Origin of the sequence: Pseudomonas danubii, assembly GCF_042980055.1 — a bacterium.
In the GTDB taxonomy this organism is placed as follows: domain Bacteria; phylum Pseudomonadota; class Gammaproteobacteria; order Pseudomonadales; family Pseudomonadaceae; genus Aquipseudomonas; species Aquipseudomonas danubii.
The window spans coordinates 3,365,373-3,385,464 of record NZ_CP116502.1 but is presented as its reverse complement, the minus strand read 5'-3'; the positions used below and the strand labels follow the sequence as shown (position 1 = coordinate 3,385,464).

Annotated in this window: 15 protein-coding genes; 6 read left to right on the top strand and 9 right to left on the bottom strand. The window is 60.5% G+C overall.

Translation table 11 applies throughout. The features are described from left to right. The first annotated feature begins 315 nt into the window (after positions 1 to 315). Positions 316 to 1,608 carry an MFS transporter gene (locus PFZ56_RS15720; RefSeq protein WP_170002211.1) on the top strand — a complete coding sequence of 431 codons (1,293 nt, stop codon included), beginning with the start codon at positions 316 to 318 and terminating at the stop codon, positions 1,606 to 1,608. 110 nt (positions 1,609 to 1,718) lie between these two features. Here the strand turns inward: PFZ56_RS15720 and PFZ56_RS15715 are convergent, their stop codons facing one another. Further along, positions 1,719 to 3,182 carry a glyceraldehyde-3-phosphate dehydrogenase gene (locus tag PFZ56_RS15715; protein ID WP_102863767.1) on the bottom strand — a complete coding sequence of 488 codons (1,464 nt, stop codon included), beginning with the start codon at positions 3,180 to 3,182 and terminating at the stop codon, positions 1,719 to 1,721. 354 nt (positions 3,183 to 3,536) lie between these two features. Here PFZ56_RS15715 and mfd point away from each other — a divergent pair, with 354 nt between their 5' ends. From mfd to PFZ56_RS15700, 3 genes are read left to right on the top strand one after another with little or no spacing between them, the layout of a single operon-like run. Then, the gene (gene mfd, locus PFZ56_RS15710; RefSeq protein ID WP_170002209.1) at positions 3,537 to 6,986 is read left to right on the top strand and encodes a transcription-repair coupling factor; all 3,450 of its coding nucleotides are present in this window, start codon (positions 3,537 to 3,539) and stop codon (positions 6,984 to 6,986) included. Positions 6,987 to 6,996: 10 nt separating this feature from the next. Further along, entirely contained in the window at positions 6,997 to 7,563 is a 567-nt protein-coding gene (locus tag PFZ56_RS15705) for a CsiV family protein (protein ID WP_170002207.1), read from the top strand. An 11-nt stretch (positions 7,564 to 7,574) separates the two neighbouring features. Further along, positions 7,575 to 10,265 carry a DEAD/DEAH box helicase gene (locus PFZ56_RS15700; protein ID WP_170002205.1) on the top strand — a complete coding sequence of 897 codons (2,691 nt, stop codon included), beginning with the start codon at positions 7,575 to 7,577 and terminating at the stop codon, positions 10,263 to 10,265. Between the two features lie 52 nt (positions 10,266 to 10,317). Here PFZ56_RS15700 and nagZ read toward each other — a convergent pair whose 3' ends face one another. Together nagZ and PFZ56_RS15690 are read right to left on the bottom strand one after the other, a co-directional pair. Then, the gene (gene nagZ / locus PFZ56_RS15695) at positions 10,318 to 11,316 is read right to left on the bottom strand and encodes a beta-N-acetylhexosaminidase (protein ID WP_170002296.1); all 999 of its coding nucleotides are present in this window, start codon (positions 11,314 to 11,316) and stop codon (positions 10,318 to 10,320) included. 199 nt (positions 11,317 to 11,515) lie between these two features. Continuing rightward, the gene (locus PFZ56_RS15690; protein ID WP_016967101.1) at positions 11,516 to 12,223 is read right to left on the bottom strand and encodes a TetR/AcrR family transcriptional regulator; all 708 of its coding nucleotides are present in this window, start codon (positions 12,221 to 12,223) and stop codon (positions 11,516 to 11,518) included. A 251-nt stretch (positions 12,224 to 12,474) separates the two neighbouring features. Here PFZ56_RS15690 and lexA point away from each other — a divergent pair, with 251 nt between their 5' ends. Further along, the gene (lexA, locus tag PFZ56_RS15685; protein ID WP_102863772.1) at positions 12,475 to 13,080 is read left to right on the top strand and encodes a transcriptional repressor LexA; all 606 of its coding nucleotides are present in this window, start codon (positions 12,475 to 12,477) and stop codon (positions 13,078 to 13,080) included. Between the two features lie 10 nt (positions 13,081 to 13,090). After that, positions 13,091 to 13,564, top strand: a complete 474-nt coding sequence (sulA, locus tag PFZ56_RS15680; RefSeq protein ID WP_102863773.1) for an SOS-induced cell division inhibitor SulA — start codon at positions 13,091 to 13,093, stop codon at positions 13,562 to 13,564. A 106-nt stretch (positions 13,565 to 13,670) separates the two neighbouring features. On the opposite strand, the gene PFZ56_RS15675 is transcribed toward sulA, so the two are convergent. The 6 genes from PFZ56_RS15675 to topA all read right to left on the bottom strand — a co-directional run bounded on the left by PFZ56_RS15675 (position 13,671) and on the right by topA (position 20,036). Further along, positions 13,671 to 13,904: a hypothetical protein gene (locus tag PFZ56_RS15675; protein WP_102864101.1), complete on the bottom strand. Its 234-nt coding sequence runs from the start codon at positions 13,902 to 13,904 to the stop codon at positions 13,671 to 13,673. A 158-nt stretch (positions 13,905 to 14,062) separates the two neighbouring features. Further along, on the bottom strand, positions 14,063 to 14,620 hold the full coding sequence (locus PFZ56_RS15670) for a LemA family protein (RefSeq protein WP_102879021.1): 558 nt from the start codon (positions 14,618 to 14,620) through the stop codon (positions 14,063 to 14,065). Between the two features lie 3 nt (positions 14,621 to 14,623). Beyond that, a complete protein-coding gene (locus tag PFZ56_RS15665; protein WP_394304391.1) occupies positions 14,624 to 15,643 on the bottom strand; it encodes a hypothetical protein in 1,020 nt (339 codons plus the stop codon). Then, positions 15,640 to 16,683 (bottom strand): hypothetical protein, encoded by a 1,044-nt coding sequence (locus PFZ56_RS15660; protein ID WP_170002203.1) that lies wholly within the window; start codon positions 16,681 to 16,683, stop codon positions 15,640 to 15,642. Before PFZ56_RS15660 ends, PFZ56_RS15665 begins: the two co-directional genes overlap by 4 nt. Positions 16,684 to 16,733: 50 nt before the next feature. Further along, positions 16,734 to 17,258, bottom strand: a complete 525-nt coding sequence (locus PFZ56_RS15655; protein WP_102879018.1) for a DUF6586 family protein — start codon at positions 17,256 to 17,258, stop codon at positions 16,734 to 16,736. 165 nt (positions 17,259 to 17,423) lie between these two features. Then, a complete protein-coding gene (gene topA / locus PFZ56_RS15650) occupies positions 17,424 to 20,036 on the bottom strand; it encodes a type I DNA topoisomerase (RefSeq protein ID WP_102863778.1) in 2,613 nt (870 codons plus the stop codon). Between the last annotated feature and the right edge of the window lie 56 nt (positions 20,037 to 20,092).

Genomic DNA, 20,092 nt, shown 5'->3' with positions numbered 1-20,092 from the left:
CACAATGCGTTCCACCACCATCGCCTTCCCGACAAGATTCCCCTCCAGATCAATTGCCCCAGAGGGCGAGCTGACAACGCAAATGGCCATTATGCGACAGGCGGATGCGGCATGCGCGCCAGACCTGCCAGCCTGGCCGGCACCAGAAGCTTGACCCAGAGCCATCGCGCAGCACCCAAGAGTTTTTGTTGCCTGACGCCGCCAGCACACATATTGTTACAAAACTGTTCAGCGTGCCGCCTCGCGCCCCACCTTTGCAGTGAGGACGAGTACTGACCAGGGATTGCTAACAAAACAGCCAAAGTGAGTGAAAAAATGTCCACGACCACGGGCAAAGGCAAGGCGATCTTTCGCGTTGTCAGCGGCAACTTTCTCGAGATGTTCGACTTCATGGTCTATGGCTTCTACGCCACGGCAATCGCCAAGACCTTCTTTCCGGCCGACAGCGCCTTCGCTTCATTGATGCTGTCCCTGGCCACTTTCGGCGCCGGCTTCCTGATGCGTCCACTGGGAGCGATCTTCCTCGGCGCCTACATCGACCGTCACGGCCGCCGCCAGGGCCTGATCATTACCCTGGTGCTGATGGCCGCAGGCACTGTGCTGATTGCCTGCGTGCCGGGCTACGCCACTCTCGGCGTCGCCGCTCCGCTGCTGGTGCTGCTGGGTCGCTTGCTGCAGGGCTTCTCCGCGGGCGTGGAACTGGGTGGCGTGTCGGTGTACCTGGCCGAGATCTCGACACCGGGCCGCAAGGGCTTCTTCGTCAGCTGGCAATCGGCAAGCCAACAGGCGGCCGTGGTGTTTGCCGGCTTGCTGGGGGTGGGTCTGAACCACTGGCTGAGCCCCGAACAAATGGGTGAGTGGGGCTGGCGCGTGCCGTTCCTGGTGGGCTGCATGATTGTTCCGGCAATCTTCATGATCCGCCGCTCTCTCGAGGAAACACCCGAGTTCCAGGCCCGCAAACATCGCCCCACCCTGCAGGAAGTCATCCGCTCCATCAGTCAGAACTTCGGAGTCGTCATTGCCGGCATGGCCTTGGTGGTGATGACCACCGTGTCCTTCTACCTGATCACCGCCTACACCCCGACCTTTGGCAAGGCCGAGCTGCACTTGTCGGACTTCGACGCCCTGCTGGTGACTGTGTGCATCGGCCTGTCGAACTTCTTCTGGCTGCCGGTCATGGGCTCGCTGTCGGACCGCATCGGTCGTAAACCGCTGCTGCTGGGCGCCACCATCCTGGCCATCTTCACCGCTTACCCGGCGCTGTCCTGGCTGGTGGCCAACCCCAGCTTCAGCCACCTGCTGATCGTCGAGCTGTGGCTGTCCTTCCTCTATGGCTCGTACAACGGCGCGATGGTGGTGGCCCTGACTGAAATCATGCCGGTGGAAGTGCGCACCACCGGCTTCTCGCTGGCCTACAGCCTGGCAACCGCAACCTTCGGCGGCTTTACCCCGGCGGCCTGCACCTACCTGATCCACGTTCTGGGCAACCAGGCCGCACCGGGCATCTGGCTCAGCGGCGCGGCGGTGCTGGGGCTGATTGCGACACTGGTGCTATTCCGTGGCAACCGCCACGAACTGCGTGCAGCGCAGGCGGCTGGCAGCGCCTGACAGCCAGCAGCGCGGACAAGTTGGCACCTACAAATGACGCTGGCCTCGTAGGCGAAAGCCACAAACAAAAACGCCCCGACAAGTCGGGGCGTTTTCATTTCAGCAGTCGCTTAGCGTGGGAATGCTGGCGGGTTGACCCCGGCCATGTCTTCCATTACGCGCACAACCTGGCAGCTGTAACCGAACTCGTTGTCATACCAGACGTACAGAACAACGCGGTTGTCCTGAACTATGGTCGCTTCAGCGTCGACAACACCGGCGTGACGCGAACCCACGAAGTCGGTGGACACCACTTCCTGCGAATTGACGAAGTCGATTTGCTTATGCAGATCGGAGTGCAGCGCCATGTAGCGCAGGTACTCGTTCATCTCTTCACGGGTGGCGGCTTTCTCAAGGTTCAGGTTGAGAATGGCCATCGACACGTTTGGCGTTGGAACGCGGATCGCGTTACCGGTCAGCTTGCCGGCCAGCTCAGGCAGGGCCTTGGCAGCAGCGGTAGCAGCACCCGTCTCGGTGATCACCATGTTCAGCGCGGCGCTACGGCCACGACGATCGCCCTTGTGGAAGTTGTCGATCAGGTTCTGGTCGTTGGTGTACGAGTGAACGGTTTCAACGTGACCGTTGATGATGCCGAACTTGTCATTCACAGCCTTGAGCACCGGCACGATGGCGTTGGTGGTGCAGGAAGCGGCGGACACGATCTTGTCGTCAGCAGTGATTTCGTTGTGGTTGATACCGTGAACGATGTTCTTCAGCTTGCCTTTGCCAGGCGCAGTCAGAACCACGCGATCGATACCCGGGCAGGTCAGGTGCTGGCCCAGGCCGTCGGCATCACGCCATACACCGGTGTTGTCCACCAGCAGCGCGTTCTTGATCCCGTACTGGGTGTAGTCCACCTCGGTCGGGTTCTTCGCGTAGATCACCTGGATCAGGTTGCCGTTGGCGGTGATGGTGTTGTTTTCTTCGTCGATGGTGATGGTGCCGTTGAACGAACCGTGCACCGAATCGCGACGCAGCAGGCTGGCGCGCTTGGTCAGGTCGTTTTCGGCGCCTTTGCGCACCACGATGGCGCGCAGACGCAGACCGTCGCCACCACCGGTTTTCTCGATCAGGATGCGCGCCAGCAGACGGCCGATACGACCGAAGCCGTACAGGACAACGTCAGTGCCTTTGCGGGCCGAAGCGTTTTGCTGGCCAACCACGTCAGCCATTTCTTCGCGAACGAACTGCTCGGCGCTGCGGCCATTGCCTTCGTTACGGAATTTGAACGCCAACTTGCCCAGGTCTACCGAAGCTGCGCCGAGCTTGAGCTCGCTCATTGCTTTGAGCAGAGGGAATGTTTCGTGGACGGAGAGTTCGCTGTCGTCGGAGGAGCGATGGCGAGCAAAGCGATGAGCCTTGAGAATCGCGATGACAGACTGGTTGATCAGGCTGCGGCCATAGATCGAGCTCACCACATTGTTATTGCGGTAGAGCTGACCGATAAGCGGAATCATCGCTTCTGCGAGTGCTTCACGGTCGATCCATTCACCAAGACACTGGTCGGGCTTCTGAGTCACGGGAACCTTCCACATGTAGGGGCAGAAAAAAGGGGCTACATTATGACGCCGAGTCCCTCTCGTAGCAATGCGCGCCTGTCGTGCGGAACGTAACAAAAAGCCCTTGCAAAAAAACACCACTATGCTGGAGGCCAGTAAAACCGCGGCTTCCAGCCGCGTCAATTTTTTGGACAGCCAAGCAACCTGTATGTAACCCTCCGTAACACCGAGCAAATTCGGCACTACATTTCCACCAAAAAAGCACATTTTGTTGTCATAGCCACTACATTTGCCCTGACCGGCGTAATAGACGCATCAGCCACTGACAGTGGCCACCCGGGGCCGTTACAATTACCGACTTTCGTCGCAACGCTTGGAGCTTGACCGTCCGTGCCCGTCCTGCGTCTACCGCTACTCCCTGCCGCCGCCGGTAAACAGCATTGGGGCAACCTGCCCGGTGCCGCCCTGAGCCTGGCCATCGCCGAAGCCGCCAGCGCCGCCAAGCGCTTTACCCTCCTGCTGACCGCCGACAGCCAAAGCGCTGACCGGCTGGAACAGGAGCTGGGCTTCTTCGCCCCGGATCTGCCGGTGCTGCATTTCCCCGACTGGGAAACCCTGCCCTACGACCTGTTCTCGCCGCACCAGGACATCATTTCCCAGCGTATCGCCAGCCTCTACCGGCTGCCGGAGCTGGAGCACGGCGTACTGGTGGTGCCCATCACCACCGCCCTGCACCGCCTGGCGCCGACCCAGTTCCTGCTGGGCAGCAGCCTGGTACTGGACGTTGGCCAGAAGCTCGATGTGGAACAGATGCGCACGCGTCTGGAGGCCAGCGGCTATCGCTATGTCGATACAGTCTATGAGCACGGCGAATTCACCGTGCGCGGCGCCTTGATCGACCTGTTCCCCATGGGCAGCAAGTTGCCTTACCGCATCGACCTGTTCGACGACGAAATCGAGACCCTGCGCACCTTCGACCCGGAGAACCAGCGCTCCATCGACAAGGTCGACTCGGTGCGCCTGCTGCCGGCCAAGGAATTCCCTCTGCAGAAAGAAGCGGTGACTCGCTTCAAGGCACGCTTTCGCGAACGCTTCGACGTGGACTTCTGCCGCTGCCCGATCTTCCAGGACCTGAGCAGCGGGATTACCCCGGCCGGTATCGAGTGCTACCTGCCGCTGTTCTTCGAAGAGACTTCGACCCTGTTCGACTACCTGCCCCAGGACACCCAAGTGTTCTCCCTGCCGGGCATCGAACAGGCCGCGGAAAACTTCTGGAACGATGTACGCAACCGCTATGAAGAGCGCCGCGTCGATCCATCGCGCCCGCTCCTGCCTCCGGCGGAACTGTTCCTGCCGGTGGAAGACTGCTTCGCCCGCCTGAAAAACTGGCCACGGGTGGTGGCGAGCCAGCAGGACATCGAAACCGGCGTCGGCCGCGAGCGTTTCCCGGCCCACGAATTGCCCAACCTGGCCATCGAGGCCAAGGCCAACCAGCCGCTGGCGGCGCTCTCGGGCTTCCTCGACGAGTTCCCCGGCCGGGTGTTGTTCACCGCCGAATCCGCCGGCCGCCGGGAAGTGCTGCTGGAGCTGCTGGAACGCCTCAAGCTGCGGCCGAAGACCGTCGACAGCTGGCCGGATTTCGTCGCCAGCAAGGAGCGCCTGGCAATCACCATTGCCCCTCTGGACGAGGGACTGGTATTGGACGACCCGGCCCTGGCCCTGGTGGCGGAAAGCCCGCTGTTTGGTCAGCGGGTGATGCAGCGTCGGCGCCGGGAAAAACGCGCCGACGCCAATAACGATGCAGTGATCAAGAACCTCACCGAGCTGCGCGAAGGCGCGCCGGTGGTGCACATCGACCACGGTGTCGGCCGCTACCTGGGTCTGGCGACCCTGGAGATCGACAACCAGGCCGCCGAGTTCCTGACCCTGGAATACGCAGAGGGCGCCAAGCTCTATGTGCCCGTGGCCAACCTGCACCTGATCGCCCGCTACACCGGTAGCGACGACGCCCTGGCGCCGTTGCACCGCCTCGGCTCGGAAGCCTGGCAGAAAGCCAAGCGCAAGGCCGCCGAGCAAGTGCGGGACGTGGCCGCCGAGCTGCTGGACATCTATGCCCGGCGCGCCGCCCGCGAAGGTTACGCCTTCGCCGATCCGAAGGCCGACTACGCCACCTTCAGCGCCGGCTTCCCCTTCGAGGAAACCCCGGACCAGCAGAGCACCATCGAAGCGGTGCGCGAGGACATGCTCTCGGGCAAACCGATGGACCGCCTGGTCTGTGGCGACGTCGGCTTCGGCAAGACCGAAGTGGCCATGCGCGCCGCTTTCATTGCGGTCCACGGCGGCAAGCAAGTGGCCATCCTGGTGCCCACCACCCTGCTCGCTCAACAGCACTACAACAGCTTCCGCGACCGCTTCGCCGACTGGCCGGTGACCGTGGAGGTGATGAGCCGCTTCAAGTCGGCCAAGGAAGTGAACGCCGCAGTGGCGGACCTGGCCGAAGGCAAGATCGACATCGTCATCGGCACCCACAAGCTGCTGCAGGACGATGTGAAGATCAAGAACCTGGGGCTGGTGATCATCGACGAAGAACACCGCTTCGGGGTGCGCCAGAAGGAACAGCTCAAAGCCCTGCGCAGTGAAGTCGACATCCTCACCCTGACCGCCACGCCGATCCCGCGAACCCTGAACATGGCCGTCTCGGGCATGCGCGACTTGTCGATCATCGCCACGCCGCCGGCGCGACGCCTGTCGGTGCGCACCTTTGTCATGGAGCAGAACAAGAGCACGGTCAAAGAGGCCCTGCTGCGTGAACTGCTGCGTGGCGGCCAGGTGTACTACCTGCACAACGACGTGAAAACCATCGAGAAATGCGCCGCCGACCTGGCCGAACTGGTGCCCGAAGCACGGATCGGCATCGGCCATGGGCAGATGCGCGAACGCGAACTCGAACAGGTGATGAGCGACTTCTACCACAAGCGCTTCAACGTGCTGATCGCCTCGACCATCATCGAGACCGGGATCGACGTGCCGAGCGCCAACACCATCATCATCGAGCGCGCCGACAAGTTCGGCCTGGCCCAGTTGCACCAGTTGCGCGGTCGGGTCGGCCGTAGTCACCACCAGGCCTATGCCTACCTGCTGACACCCCCGCGCCAGCAAATCACCCCGGACGCTGAAAAGCGCCTGGAAGCCATCGCCAATACCCAGGACCTGGGGGCCGGTTTCGTGCTGGCCACCAACGACCTGGAAATTCGCGGCGCCGGCGAGCTGCTGGGCGACGGCCAGAGCGGGCAGATCCAGGCTGTGGGCTTCACCCTTTATATGGAGATGCTCGAGCGCGCGGTGAAGGCCATCCGCAAGGGCGAACAGCCGAACCTCGACCAGCCCCTGGGCGGCGGCCCGGAAATCAACCTGCGCCTGCCGGCACTGATTCCCGAGGACTACCTGCCGGATGTGCACGCCCGCCTGATCCTCTACAAGCGCATCGCCTCGGCAACCGACGAAGACGGCTTGAAGGACCTGCAAGTGGAGATGATCGACCGCTTCGGCCTGCTGCCCGAGCCCACCAAGAACCTGATCCGCCTGACACTGCTGAAACTCCAGGCCGAAACCCTGGGAATCAAGAAGGTCGACGGCGGCCCGCAAGGCGGGCGCATCGAGTTTGCCGCAGATACGCCGGTGGACCCATTGGCACTGATCAAACTGATTCAGAGCCAGCCCAAACGCTACAAATTCGAAGGCGCAACCCTGTTCAAGTTCATGGTGCCTATGGAGCGCCCGGAAGAGCGCTTTAATACATTGGAGGCACTGTTTGAACGCCTCACCCCGAAAACTGCTTGAAGGACGCCCCATGCGCCTGTTCCGCTCCCTGACCCTGCTCCTGACCCTGGTCGCGCCCATGGCGTTTGCCGACGATCTGTACCAGGTGGAAATGATCCTTGTCCGGCAGAACGCCGAGCCGCAGATCATAAGCCGCGCCGCTCCGGAAGACTGGGCCGCCGGCGCTCAACGCCTGAGCCCGGAAAGCCAGCGCACGCCCGCCCTGGGCGGGATCGTCGAGAAGCTCAATGCCAGTGGCAACTACAGCGTGCTGCTGCACAAGGCCTGGCAGCAGACCCTGGGGGAAACCCCGGTCAAGGTGGCCCTCAGCGACGGGCGGGAACTGTTCGGCCAGTTCCCCATCGAAGGCACCCTGAACCTCAAGCTCGGGCGCTTCACCGATGTGGACGCAGACTTCTGGATCAACCAGATCGACAGCAATGGCCTGGTTACCCGCAGCGAACGCCTGAAGCAGCAAAGCCACACCAAAAACGGTCAGCTCAACTACCTGGACAACGGCCACCTAGCGCTGCTGATCAAGATCACCTCGCTCACCGCACCGGCGCCGCGCCCTGCTCCAACTGAAATACCGGACTGATCGAAGTCCCTATGACCCCGCCCCTGACCAAACCCCTGGCCCCGTCCTGGGTCAATCGCTTCAAGGAACAAACCTTGGAGCGCGGCCGGCGTTACGCCCTGGAAAGACGTGTACGCATCGTTACCGCCGCAGACAGCGCTATCACTGCCAGCTGCGAAGGCTCCGGTGGCAATGTCTATCGGCAGCACATCAGCCTGCGAGAATCGAGCAAGGGCAACCTGCTGCTGATCGACGCCCATTGCACCTGCCCGGTCCGCAGCAACTGCAAACACATCGCCGCCGTGCTGTTGCAAGTGGAAGAAACCCTGGCCTATCCCGCCGCAGCCAAGGATGCCGAGCTGCTGGAAAAGCTCTCCGCGGTACTCGACAGCCGCCGCCCCGCAGCGCTGCCACAGCACTTGCTGGAGGATGTGCAACCCGTGCCGCGCCTGTGGCTGGCAAGCATCGAATTCAGCGCTTTCGAACCACGCAACGGCAAGATGCAGCGCTATATCCAGCACCGCGCCGCACTGTCATTCAACTACATGGGCGAACACGTCAGCGGCCAGAAGAATGCCGATGTGATCATCCGCCAGGAACATCAGACCCTGCGTATAAAGCGCCACCCCGAGCGTGAGCAAGGCTGGCGCGAGCAACTGCGAAACCTGGGTTTCAAGATCGCCACCCGGCAGAGCAAGGCATTACCGGAAAGCGCCGGCGAGCTGTTCGAGATGGTCAACGACAGCGCCTGGCTGACCTTCACCCTCAATGAGCTGCCCAAGCTGCGCAACCAGGGCTGGGAGCTGCAGATCGACGAAGGCTTCGGCTTCGACCTGACAGCCGTGGACGACTGGTACGCCAGCGTCGACGAAGCGCCAGGGCGCGACTGGTTCGACCTGGAACTGGGGATCATCGTCAATGGCGAGCGCCTGAGCCTGCTGCCGATCCTACTTAACCTGATGCGCTCCCACACCGAACTCCTCAACCCGGAACGCCTGGCCAGGCGCCGTGACGATGAGTTGATCCTGGTGAACATTCCCAACCGACCCAATTCCTTGCACGGCCCGCTGCAAGTGGCACTGCCCTACGGCCGCCTGAAACCGGTGCTGGCAACCCTGGGGGAGTTCTATCTGCAGGAGCCCGGGGAAACCGCCCTGCGCCTGAGCAGTGCCGATGCCACACGCCTGAACCCACTGCAGGACCTGCCACTGCTCTGGGAAGGTGGCGAGCATATCCGCACCTTTGCCCAGCGCCTGCGCGACATCAAGGACTACTCGGCGCCGGTGCCAGAAGGGTTGAATGCCACCCTGCGCCTCTATCAGCAGGAAGGCTTGAGCTGGATGCAGTCCCTGCGCCAGCTGGAAGTGGGCGGCATCCTCGCCGATGACATGGGCCTGGGCAAAACCCTGCAGACCCTGGCGCACATCCTCAGCGAGAAAAACGCCGGCCGCCTGGACCGCCCTTGCATGGTGGTCATGCCCACCAGCCTGATTCCCAACTGGCTGGACGAAGCGGCGCACTTCACCCCGCAACTCAAGGTTCTGGCGCTGTATGGCGCGGGACGCAAGAAACACTTCGCGCAACTGGCCGACTACGACCTGCTGCTGACCACCTATGCACTGCTGCCCAAGGATGTTGAACTGCTGGCCGCGCAGCCCTTGCACGTACTGATCCTCGACGAGGCGCAGTACATCAAGAACCCGTCGAGCAAGGCCGCCCAAGCCGCACGCGAACTCAACGCCCGGCAGCGCCTGTGCCTGTCTGGCACGCCCCTGGAAAACCATCTTGGAGAACTCTGGTCGCTGTTCCACTTCCTGTTGCCGGGCTGGCTTGGCGATGCCAGGAGCTTCAACCGCGACTACCGGGTGCCGATCGAAAAGCACGCCAGCGAAGTGCGCCTGCAGCACCTCAACGGCCGGATCAAACCCTTCCTGCTACGCCGCACCAAGGAGCAAGTGGCCACTGAGCTGCCGCCTAAGACCGAGATCATCCATTGGGTCGAACTCAACGAGGCGCAACGGGACGTCTACGAAACCATGCGCCTGGCCATGGACAAGAAAGTCCGCGACGAGATCACCCGCAAGGGCGTGGCGCGCAGCCAGATCATCATCCTCGAAGCCCTGCTCAAACTGCGCCAGGTGTGCTGCGACCTGCGCCTGGTCAACGACTCGCCCCCGGCGCGGGGCAGCTCGTCGGGCAAACTCGACAGCCTGATGGAGATGCTTGAGGAGTTGTTCGAAGAAGGCCGGCGCATTCTGCTGTTTTCGCAGTTCACCTCGATGCTGAGCCTGATCGAAGCCGAGCTCAAACGACGCAAAATCGCCTACGCCCTGCTCACCGGCCAGACCCGGGATCGGCGCACGCCGGTGCGGGATTTCCAGAGCGGCAAGCTGCAGATCTTTTTGATCAGCCTTAAAGCGGGCGGCGTGGGCCTGAATCTGACCGAGGCCGACACCGTGATCCACTACGATCCGTGGTGGAACCCGGCGACCGAGAGCCAGGCAACCGACCGCGCCTACCGCATCGGCCAGGAAAAGCCGGTGTTCGTCTACAAGCTCATTGCCCGGGGCACCGTGGAGGAGAAGATCCAGCTCCTGCAACAAGAGAAGTCGGACCTGGCGGCAGGCGTACTGGACGGGCGCAAGGCCGGCGACTGGAAGCTGCAGAGTGAAGACATCGAAGCCCTGTTCGCACCGTTGCCAGACAACAAAGCCGGCCGCTGAGGCCGGTCAATGCACGGGCACCGCGCAACTCGCGGTGCCGTGCCATACCACCTCAATCGATCAACTGCGCAGCCTTCAGCGCTTCCAGAGCCGCGAGCCAGCGCGGGTCCTGCTTATATTCGAGATTGGCGAACGCCTGACCGCGCATCCGGGCCAGACGTGGCGACGGCTGCACCTTCAAGCGCTGCGCGGCGCTCAAGGCCAGCTCGGCCGCGGCGCGGTCATTGCACACCAGGCCCATGTCACAACCGGCACCAAGAGCGGCTTCGATCCGGCTCGCGGCATCCCCCACCACGTGAGCGCCGGCCATGGACAAGTCATCACTGAAGATCACCCCGTCAAATTGCAGTTCGCCACGCAGGATGTCCTGCAACCAGCGCCGAGAGAAACCGGCCGGCTGGGAGTCGACTTGCGGGTAGATCACATGAGCCGGCATCACTGCCGCCAGTTGCTTGCTCAGGCGCGCAAATGGCAGCAGGTCCTTGGCACGAATCTCCTCCAGGCTGCGCTCGTCGTTGGGAATCGCCACATGGGAATCGGCCTCGGCCCAGCCATGCCCGGGGAAATGCTTGCCCGTGGCCGCCATCCCGGCGCTGTTCATGCCGCGGATAAAGGCCCCGGCCAACAGCGCCGCGCGTTCCGGATTCCCCTCGAAAGCCCGGCTACCCACCACCGCACTGCGCTGGTGATCAAGATCCAGGACCGGAGCAAAACTCAGATCCAGGCCCACAGCCAGCACTTCGGTGGCCATCATCCAGCCACACTGTTCAGCCAGGTATTCGGCATTCGGGTTATCCGCGAGGGCGCGCATGGCCGGCAGACGAACAAAGCCCTGGCGTAGCCGCTGTACCCTGCCACCTTCCTGATCCACCGCCAATAGCAGATCAGGACGGATGGCGCGGATCGCGGCACTGAGCTCACGCACCTGGCGCGGATGCTCGATATTGCGAGCAAAGATGATCAATCCACCCACTTGCGGCTGGCGCAGGAGTTGGCGATCTTCAGCCGTCAGCCAAGTACCGGCGACGTCCACCATCAAGGAGCCTTGCAGGCCAACGGTCATAAAATTTCCTTAATCACAAATACGCGCGCCATCAGCGATGGCTTCCTGGCGACGCAGACAAGGCCGTATCCACGAGGGACACAGCCGAGCCGATCGACATCGACGAGAGGAAAGCACAGGGGTAAGAACGGGAATCGGCATGGGCGGCTAGCTTAGCGGATGTAAGCTGTCGCGCCCACCCGTGAGGTCAAGCCTTGGCGACTGCCGGGGCCGACTTGCTACGCGGCTTGAGCTGAGCGCTAGCCATGGCTTCGTCCGTGACCCCGGTTTCGGCACGCATGCCGGCGGCGAGGAACGGCACCATCAGCCGCATCACCTGCTCGATGGAGGTATTGACCCCGAAATCGGTCTCAGCGATGGCGCGCAATGCCTTGATCCCGGACATGCTGAAGGCCGCAGCACCCAGCATGAAGTGCACACGCCAGAACAACTCGATGGGCGGAATACGCGGCGCCGCTTCGTTAACCAGCAACATATAACGGCGGAATACCTTGCCGTACATGTCTTCCAGATAACGCCGCAAATGGCCCTGGCTCTGACTAAAGGCCAGTCCCAGCAGACGCATGAAGATCGACAGGTCGTTACCACTACGAGGCTGCACCACCAGCGCCTGTTCGACGAGGATTTCCAACAGTTCCTCAAGACTCGGCTTGCTGTCCGGTTTTGACTGCCGCCGCTCCAGCTCGCGATCAAGACTGATGCAGAAAGGTCCAAGGAAGCGCGAGAACACTGCCTGGATCAACGCCTTCTTGGAACCGAAATGATAGTTGACTGCCGCCAGGTTGACCCCGGCCTTGCTGGTGATCAGCCGCAACGAGGTTTCGGCAAAACCTTTTTCCGCGAACAACTGCTCGGCAGCATCGAGAATGCGTTCAACGGTTTCCGACTGGGCCATGGCTACTCCGCCTGACAAACACTTGTTTGAAACATACGTTTCAGGCTCTGCAATGTCAAGCCTGCCGGCCTCTGCAGAGGCCGGCAGGCGCGCTATTTAATCATACCTACCGACCTCTGTAGCCAGCCTTCGGCAACGGATTCCAGCATCAGGATGATGACCGCCCGGTAGCCCCCAGAAAAAGGAGGATTGCCAAGTGACACTCACTGTATATAATCCCAGTCACTGTATAAAAAGACAGAGCGATCGACATGCTAAAACTGACGCCACGCCAAGCTGAGATTCTGGCTTTTATCAAACGCTGCCTCGAAGACAACGGGTATCCCCCCACCCGTGCCGAAATTGCCCAGGAGCTGGGCTTCAAGTCACCCAATGCCGCCGAAGAACACCTCAAGGCTCTGGCCCGCAAAGGCGCTATCGAGATGACTCCGGGAGCCTCTCGCGGCATTCGCATCCCCGGTTTTGAAGCCAAAACCGACGACTCGCTACCCATCATTGGTCGTGTCGCCGCCGGCGCCCCCATTCTCGCCCAACAGCACATCGAAGAGTCCTGCAACATTAACCCGACCTTCTTTAATCCTCGCGCCGACTACTTGCTTCGGGTCCAAGGCATGAGCATGAAGGACATCGGCATCTTCGACGGCGACCTGCTCGCGGTGCATACCACCCGCGAAGCTCGTAATGGCCAGATTGTAGTCGCGCGCATCGGCGATGAAGTCACGGTCAAGCGCTTCAAGCGCGAAGGCAGCAAGGTCTGGCTGATCGCCGAGAATCCGGAATTTGCCCCTATCGAAGTCAACCTGAAAGATCAGGAACTGGTGATCGAAGGCTTGAGTGTCGGCGTCATTCGCCGCTAAAGGAGGCTCCATGCAGTTCCCCCAGACACCACAGCAAGCACAACTACCACTGTTCGAAGCGTTCCTGGCCCAGCCACTGGCGCCCGTACTCAAGGAAGCGGTCGAATCGCCCTGGAACAACGATCCAGAAGCCTTCAGTGAACTGTCGCTGCGCGGCGCCACCGGGAACTGCCTGAACCTTCTGGCCCCCATCCTCAGGGAGCTGAGTCAGGATCAGGACGCCCGTTGGCTGACCCTGATCGCCCCTCCATCCAGCCTGACCCAAAGCTGGTTGCGGGAGGCTGGACTGAATCGCGAGCGTATCCTGCTGCTGCATCCACGGGGTAATCAAAGCCCGCAGCAGCTCGCTTGTGAAGCCTTAAGACTGGGCCGCAGCCATACCGTGGTCAGTTGGCTGAACCCGCTAAGCGGCAGTGCTCGGCAACAACTGATCAGTGCCGCACGCACGGGTGATGCGCAAAGCCTGAATATTCGCCTGGGATAAATACCGGGAAGTCACAGTAAATGCGCTTGAATGACGCGAGGCTTCTCCAGGATTGAGAAGCCGGAACAAATATGACGAATAACCGGAAGAAAACCGATAAACGGGTTTAGTGGAGAACCCGCGGACCGTCTTCCTTGTCGATTTCACCTTCAACCAAGCGTCCGGCCATCTGCACGCCGACGCTCAACATGGCCTTGGCCACTTCCACATGCTGACCTTGCAAAAAGACTTTGGCATCTTCGGAAAAATCCAAAGTAACCAGAGAACCCTCGTCCTCAGCTCTGCGCAGCTCAATACGACCGTCTGGCAATTCGACAATTTCTAGAAAGGACGTTGGCATAAAAGTCTGGTCTCCACGAAAGGCGGGGATTATATCAGTCATAACCCCCACCTCGCTCAGGATCTTGCATGGCAGCAGCTACTGCTCGACGCGCCACCTTCCCTTCTCCGCCCGATGCCCCCTAAGCCGAACACGCCACAGAGGCGCAGCAGAGCCCCTCAGAAATTCGGCTTGTATTCAAAACCCGCCGACGCCTGGCTGTCGGAAAACGGCGTGACCAGTGACTTTTTCAGGGTCAACCGATTAACCAGCGAGCCGGGAAACAACTGAATGCTGTTATTGAAATGCTCCACATTCAGATTGAACAGGGTAATGGCGCCGCTGACATTGCCCTCCTGCTCGGCTACCTCACGCATCAGGTTGTTCATCAGCTCCGCAGACTTGAGCTCGGGATAGGCTTCAAACGCCAGGTTCAACCCTCCCAGCAACGCCTTGGTCCCCCGATCCACCGACTTCAACGCCTCGCCATCCGCCACAGATGGCAAGCTGGTGATGGCGCTACGGAGTCCGACTATTTTCTCCAGCAACTGGCTTTCGTAATCCTGAAAACCGGCCACTTGCGGCTCAAGCACATCCAGCACCTTGATCTTCTGCCTCTGGTAGGTGAGCACATCCGACCAGGCCCGTTGCACGCGGTTATAAGCGCTGACGATCTTGTTGTAGTGCACATAGGCAAGGACACCCAAGACAATCGCAATCACTAACAACAATTCCATACCCTACTGCTCCATATCATCGGTGACTGTCAGCGGAAGCTCGAAATTGTTGTCCTGCAACTCCGCCAACTCATGCACGAGGGCCAGAACCGGAAAAAGGTTCGGCAATTTAAGCCCCTGCTTGATCTTTGCGTAGAAGCCCGGAAGGTCCTCAAGGGTTCCCGGGTCCTGATAGGCCATGACTTCGGCATCATCGAAGCTCAGACACAAGCGCCCCTGACTGGAAAACTCCAGATTCACATTCTTCAGCCGCCGACAAAGACCCAGCAAGAAAACCAGGGTGGTGGGCGTTGCGAACCTTGCGCAAGCCAGCTCACTCTCACCACAAAACATGAAAGTCCTGTTGAAGTCATCGAAGGTAGTCTCGAAGACCTTGCGCTTGGTAATTTTTTTATCCGGGAGATTGCTACGCACTGCCACGCCCCTCACCCAGGGGAACTCCACCACCAGACTGAAGCGATCGAAGCTCTCATACACCCGCTCGGACTCGCCATCGGATTTTTTCTTGATATGAGAGTTCACATAACGCAGGTGGTGAAAGACAAAAGACAGCTCGTGCCGAGCTCCCTGATAGACCCCCTTGGCCGAAGCCTCGATACGACGACTGTCATTGCCACGGTCATAGTCATCAAACTCACCGCTCAATTGCCTGAAACGCTCATCAGCTGATCCACCCGGGTCCCACAGACCATTACTGAGGAACGAACATTTACGGGCTATCTTCTTCGGTAGCTCGTCAAAGGCCGCCTTACGGCTCATCCAGATGTACAGACTGGCAAAACCCAGGCACGCCGCGACAAACACCATCGGGATCACACCAGCCATGGCAGGCACGGCCGCAGCAATAGCCAGCATCAACAGCACCAGGGGCTGGGCATGATCGAATTTCAACCCACCTTTGAAGGTGCGGAGCTTGTCGATAACCTTCAGCAAATCCTCGTTTGACCTGGCGCGCGCGACTTCCGAGTCGCAGCTGGCCAACAAGCGGACCAGCTCGGCATCATGCTTGAGAAACTGCATCATTCTTCCTTGCTCAATTCGCCGGATTCGGAAGTCTGTGGAACGACAGCAGCAACAACATGACCGTCGTGCTGCTGGGCCAACCGCTCTATCTGCGCCAACAACGGATACAACTTCGGCAACTCGATGCCAGCCTCGATCCGCTCACGAAAGACCGCCAGATCACTCAGCAACCCCGGATCGGCATAAGCCATGATGTCTTCATTGTTGAAGCTCAGGCAGAGCCGTCCCTGGCTGGAGAACTCCAGATTGACCCCATTGAGCTGGCGCGAAAGCTCCATCAACAGATCCAGCGTCGCAGGCGTGGCGAAGCGCTCGCAACAGGCGGGGTCAATGCCGCGCAGCACAAAGGTCTGATTGAAATCGTCGCGGTCGGTCTTGAAGGGCTGTCCAGACAGCGGTATTTCCAAGGGACTGGATCGAACCGCAATCTCTCTCACCCAAGGGAAATCCACCACCAGACTGTAGCGGTGGTAGTTCGTGTAAACCGTCCTGAAGCCTCCGCTGGCCTCGCGCTCGCGACTGGAGATCACATATCGTAGATGGTGATACTCGAATGCCAGCGAATGCCGCTCTCCTCGATACACCCCCTGGAGCGAGTCCAGGATACGGCGCTGCTCAATCTCGCTACCCCGCTGGTAATCAGTGAACTCGTTGTCCAGTCTCTTCAGGCGCCAGTCGGCACTGCTGTCGAATTCGCTCAAGTCGTTGCCCAACATCATGCACTTGCGGGTAATGCTCGCCGCCAGATCCGTCAACGCCCCAGAGACGCCCTTGCTGACCCGGTAGCTGAAGAAACAAAGAGCCACAAACACCCAGAACATCCCGCCCATGCCATCCATCAACAACCCAGCCGCGAGCGCGGCAAACGCCAGCACCAGGAGCGTTATTGACTGCATATGATCGAATTCCAGGCCACCGGGGAATATCTCCAGCCGGTCGAGCACCTCCAGCAGATCCGCCTTGGACTGAGCGTTGATGACTCGCATCTGGCAATCGCTCAGCAGGCGAACTAGCGCTTGGTCACGCAAGAAGAACAACATAAATCTTCCTTGATCAATTAAACGCGTCGCGTATCAAGCGACGCTCAGGCTCAACACTCGTTCAAGCCATCTCGAAAACGAATGGCCAGGGCCTTGAGATTCTGCCGCCAACTTTCCAGCTCTTCCCGGCTCAGTTCCTGCTCCGACTCTTCCTCATCCAGATTGACCGCCACGATCAGCGGCTGGGTCACATCGCCCTTGGGCTTGTGCGGCGCTCGCGGTGGTTGAAAGAGTTCGCTGTAAGCGGATAGCAGTTGCGCCAGCCAGGTCTGCGGGCTCTGCGCCAATTCCACCAGCTCCGCCAGCTCGGGAATCGCAATGCTATCCAGCACTTCACGGCTCAGGATCTGCTCGACCCGCGCAGCATTGGCCTGCGGCAGCCGGTAGAACCCTGCAATTTCGTGGCATAGCCCCAGCAAGGCACCGTACAGGTGGAACAGCACCGATTCGCGCCCGGCCTGAACCTGTGCCTGGGCATTCATCGCCCGCCCCTCTTCGGCCCGGGCCAGGGACTCGAGGGCCAGGCCGGCAAAGTAGATTTTCTGATTGGTACGGGTATAGAGCTCGTGGGCCATGTAGGCAGCCTCCACTACAAGAAGAGAACCGGATGCGGACGGCACAGTTTCAAGGATCACTCCCGCGCACCGCAAGGCAAAAGAAAGGCCGCATGACTCCCAACGGAATCATGCGGCCCTGTACAGCGCTACATCGAGGAGCAAGCCCCTCGACACAAACAGTGCTTAGCGCTTGTCTTCGACCTTCCAGGTACCACCGTCGTAGAACGCACGCCAGCCGGTCGGCTTGCCATCAACCTCGGTCTGCACGTACTGCTCCTTGGTCTTGCGGCTATAGCGCACCACCGCCGGACGACCGTCCGGGTCCTTTTTCGGCGCTTCGCAAAGGAAGTGGTACTTCGGATCAATTTCGTCCTTGTGCGGGATCAGCTCCAGCACCAGCGGAGCGCGGGTTTCACGGTTTTTCGGGAACTGACTGGCGGCCAGGAACAGACCCGAAGCACCATCGCGCAGGATGTAAGTGTCGTTGACCTTCTCGCATTTGAGCTCAGGCATCTTCACCGGGTCCATCTTCGGCGGCGCCGCGTCGCCGCTTTTCAGCAGCTTGCGAGTGTTCTTGCAGGTCGGATTGGTGCAACCGAAGAACTTGCCGAAACGACCTGTCTTGAGCTGCATCTCGCTCCCGCACTTGTCGCATTCCAGGCTCGGGCCTTCATAGCCCTTGATCCGGTAGCTGCCCTCTTCGATCTCGTAACCGGCGCAATCCGGGTTGTTACCGCAGATGTGCAGCTTGCGCTTTTCATCCAGCAGGTAAGCGTCCATCGCCGTGCTGCAGATCGGGCAACGGTGCTTGCCGCGCAGCACCAGGGATTCAGATTCGCCTTCGTCGTCCGCAGCGATCTCATCGCCCGGCACCAGGTTGACGGTGGCCTTGCATCGCTCCTTCGGAGGCAGGCTGTAGCCCGAGCAACCCAGGAACACGCCGGTGGAAGCGGTACGAATCTGCATCGGCCGACCGCAGGTCTGGCAGGGAATATCGGTCATCACCGGCTGGTTGGCGCGCATGCCGGTGTCAGCGCCCTCGGCCACTTCGAGTTTCTTCTTGAAGTCGCCGTAGAACTCGTCAAGGACGTTCTTCCAGTCGCGCTCGCCCTGGGCCACGTCATCGAGGTTCTCTTCCATGCCGGCGGTGAAGCCGTAGTCCATGAGGTTGGAGAAGCTTTCGGAGAGACGCTCGGTGACGATGTCACCCATCTTTTCCGAATAGAACCGACGGTTATGCAGGGTTACGTAGCCGCGATCCTGAATGGTCGAAATGATCGCCGCATAGGTCGAAGGACGACCGATGCCGCGTTTTTCCATTTCCTTCACCAGGCTGGCTTCGGAATAGCGCGCCGGCGGCTTGGTGAAGTGCTGGCTTGGGTCGAGCTTGATCAACTTCAGCACTTCGCCCTGCGCCATGTCCGGCAGCACATCGTCATCACCTGGCTTGCTGATCTGCGGCATGACCCGGGTGTAGCCGTCGAACTTGAGGATACGGCCCTTGGCGCGCAGCTCGAAGTCGCCAGCGGCCACGCTGACGGTAGTGGACAGGTATTGCGCCGGCAGCATCTGGCAAGCAACGAACTGGCGCCAGATCAGCTCGTAGAGCCGCTCAGCGTCACGTTCCATGCCCGACAGTTTGCTTGGATGGGTGTTCACGTCGGACGGACGAATCGCTTCGTGCGCCTCTTGGGCCCCTTCCTTGCTGCTGTAGACGTTGGGCGAGGCCGGCAGGTACTTGTTGCCGAACTCGTCTTCGATATAGGTCCGCGCCATCGCCACGGCATCAGCCGAGAGGTTGGTGGAGTCGGTACGCATATAGGTGATGTAGCCAGCTTCATACAGACGCTGGGCCATCATCATGGTCTTCTTCACCCCGAAGCCCAGGCGGTTGCTCGCGGCCTGCTGCAGGGTGGAGGTAATAAATGGCGCCGACGGCTTGCTGCTGGTGGGCTTGTCTTCACGCTTGGCGACGCTATAGGCCGAAGCCTTGAGCTTCTCCAGGGCAGCCATGGCCTGTGTTTCATTGAGCGGTTTGAAGGCCTCACCGTTTTCACGGGCCACTTCAAAACGCACATTCGAGCCCTTGGCGGTGCCCAGATCAGCGTGTACTTCCCAGTATTCTTCCGGGATAAAGGCACGAATTTCGCGCTCGCGCTCCACCACCAGCTTCACGGCTACCGACTGCACACGACCGGCGGACAGGCCACGGGCAATCTTCGCCCACAGCAGCGGCGAGACCATGTAGCCCACCACGCGATCGAGAAAGCGACGAGCCTGCTGAGCGTTGACCCGATGAATATCCAGCTCGCCGGGCTGGGAGAAGGCTTCCTGGATCGCCTTCTTGGTGATTTCGTTGAACACCACGCGCTTGTAGCGGCTGTCGTCACCGCCGATGGCTTCCCGCAGGTGCCAGGCGATGGCTTCCCCTTCGCGGTCCAAGTCCGTTGCGAGATAGATGGTGTCGGCATCCTTGGCAAGGCGGCGCAGCTCTTCAATGACCTTTTCCTTGCCGGGAAGGATTTCGTACTTGGCCTTCCAGCCGTGCTCGGGGTCGACGCCCATGCGTGAAACCAGCTGCTTGCGCGCTTTTTCCTTCGGCGACAAGGCCGGGGCTTCGCCCGCAGCGGCCTTGCCACGCTTGGCGGCTGGCTCTTTGGCGGCACTCGCCGAACCGCTGGTGGGCAGGTCTCGGATATGGCCGATACTCGACTTCACCACGTATTGGTTGCCCAAGTACTTGTTGATGGTCTTGGCCTTAGCCGGGGATTCCACAATGACCAGCGATTTGCCCATGGATCAGAAAATTCCTGAATTCGAGAAGTGAAAGGCGGTTGGCGCCTGACGCGGCC

What these genes read in the sequence shown, in the direction of transcription:
- PFZ56_RS15665 (WP_394304391.1), bottom strand. Translation starts at nt 15,643, where the DNA reads ATGATGCAGTTTCTCAAGCATGATGCCGAGCTGGTCCGCTTGTTGGCC.
- PFZ56_RS15675 (WP_102864101.1), bottom strand. Translation starts at nt 13,904, where the DNA reads ATGCCAACGTCCTTTCTAGAAATTGTCGAATTGCCAGACGGTCGTATT.
- lexA (WP_102863772.1), top strand. Translation starts at nt 12,475, where the DNA reads ATGCTAAAACTGACGCCACGCCAAGCTGAGATTCTGGCTTTTATCAAA.
- PFZ56_RS15670 (WP_102879021.1), bottom strand. Translation starts at nt 14,620, where the DNA reads ATGGAATTGTTGTTAGTGATTGCGATTGTCTTGGGTGTCCTTGCCTAT.
- PFZ56_RS15690 (WP_016967101.1), bottom strand. Translation starts at nt 12,223, where the DNA reads ATGGCCCAGTCGGAAACCGTTGAACGCATTCTCGATGCTGCCGAGCAG.
- PFZ56_RS15655 (WP_102879018.1), bottom strand. Translation starts at nt 17,258, where the DNA reads ATGGCCCACGAGCTCTATACCCGTACCAATCAGAAAATCTACTTTGCC.
- PFZ56_RS15715 (WP_102863767.1), bottom strand. Translation starts at nt 3,182, where the DNA reads ATGTGGAAGGTTCCCGTGACTCAGAAGCCCGACCAGTGTCTTGGTGAA.
- PFZ56_RS15720 (WP_170002211.1), top strand. Translation starts at nt 316, where the DNA reads ATGTCCACGACCACGGGCAAAGGCAAGGCGATCTTTCGCGTTGTCAGC.
- sulA (WP_102863773.1), top strand. Translation starts at nt 13,091, where the DNA reads ATGCAGTTCCCCCAGACACCACAGCAAGCACAACTACCACTGTTCGAA.
- PFZ56_RS15705 (WP_170002207.1), top strand. Translation starts at nt 6,997, where the DNA reads ATGCGCCTGTTCCGCTCCCTGACCCTGCTCCTGACCCTGGTCGCGCCC.
- PFZ56_RS15700 (WP_170002205.1), top strand. Translation starts at nt 7,575, where the DNA reads ATGACCCCGCCCCTGACCAAACCCCTGGCCCCGTCCTGGGTCAATCGC.
- topA (WP_102863778.1), bottom strand. Translation starts at nt 20,036, where the DNA reads ATGGGCAAATCGCTGGTCATTGTGGAATCCCCGGCTAAGGCCAAGACC.
- PFZ56_RS15660 (WP_170002203.1), bottom strand. Translation starts at nt 16,683, where the DNA reads ATGTTGTTCTTCTTGCGTGACCAAGCGCTAGTTCGCCTGCTGAGCGAT.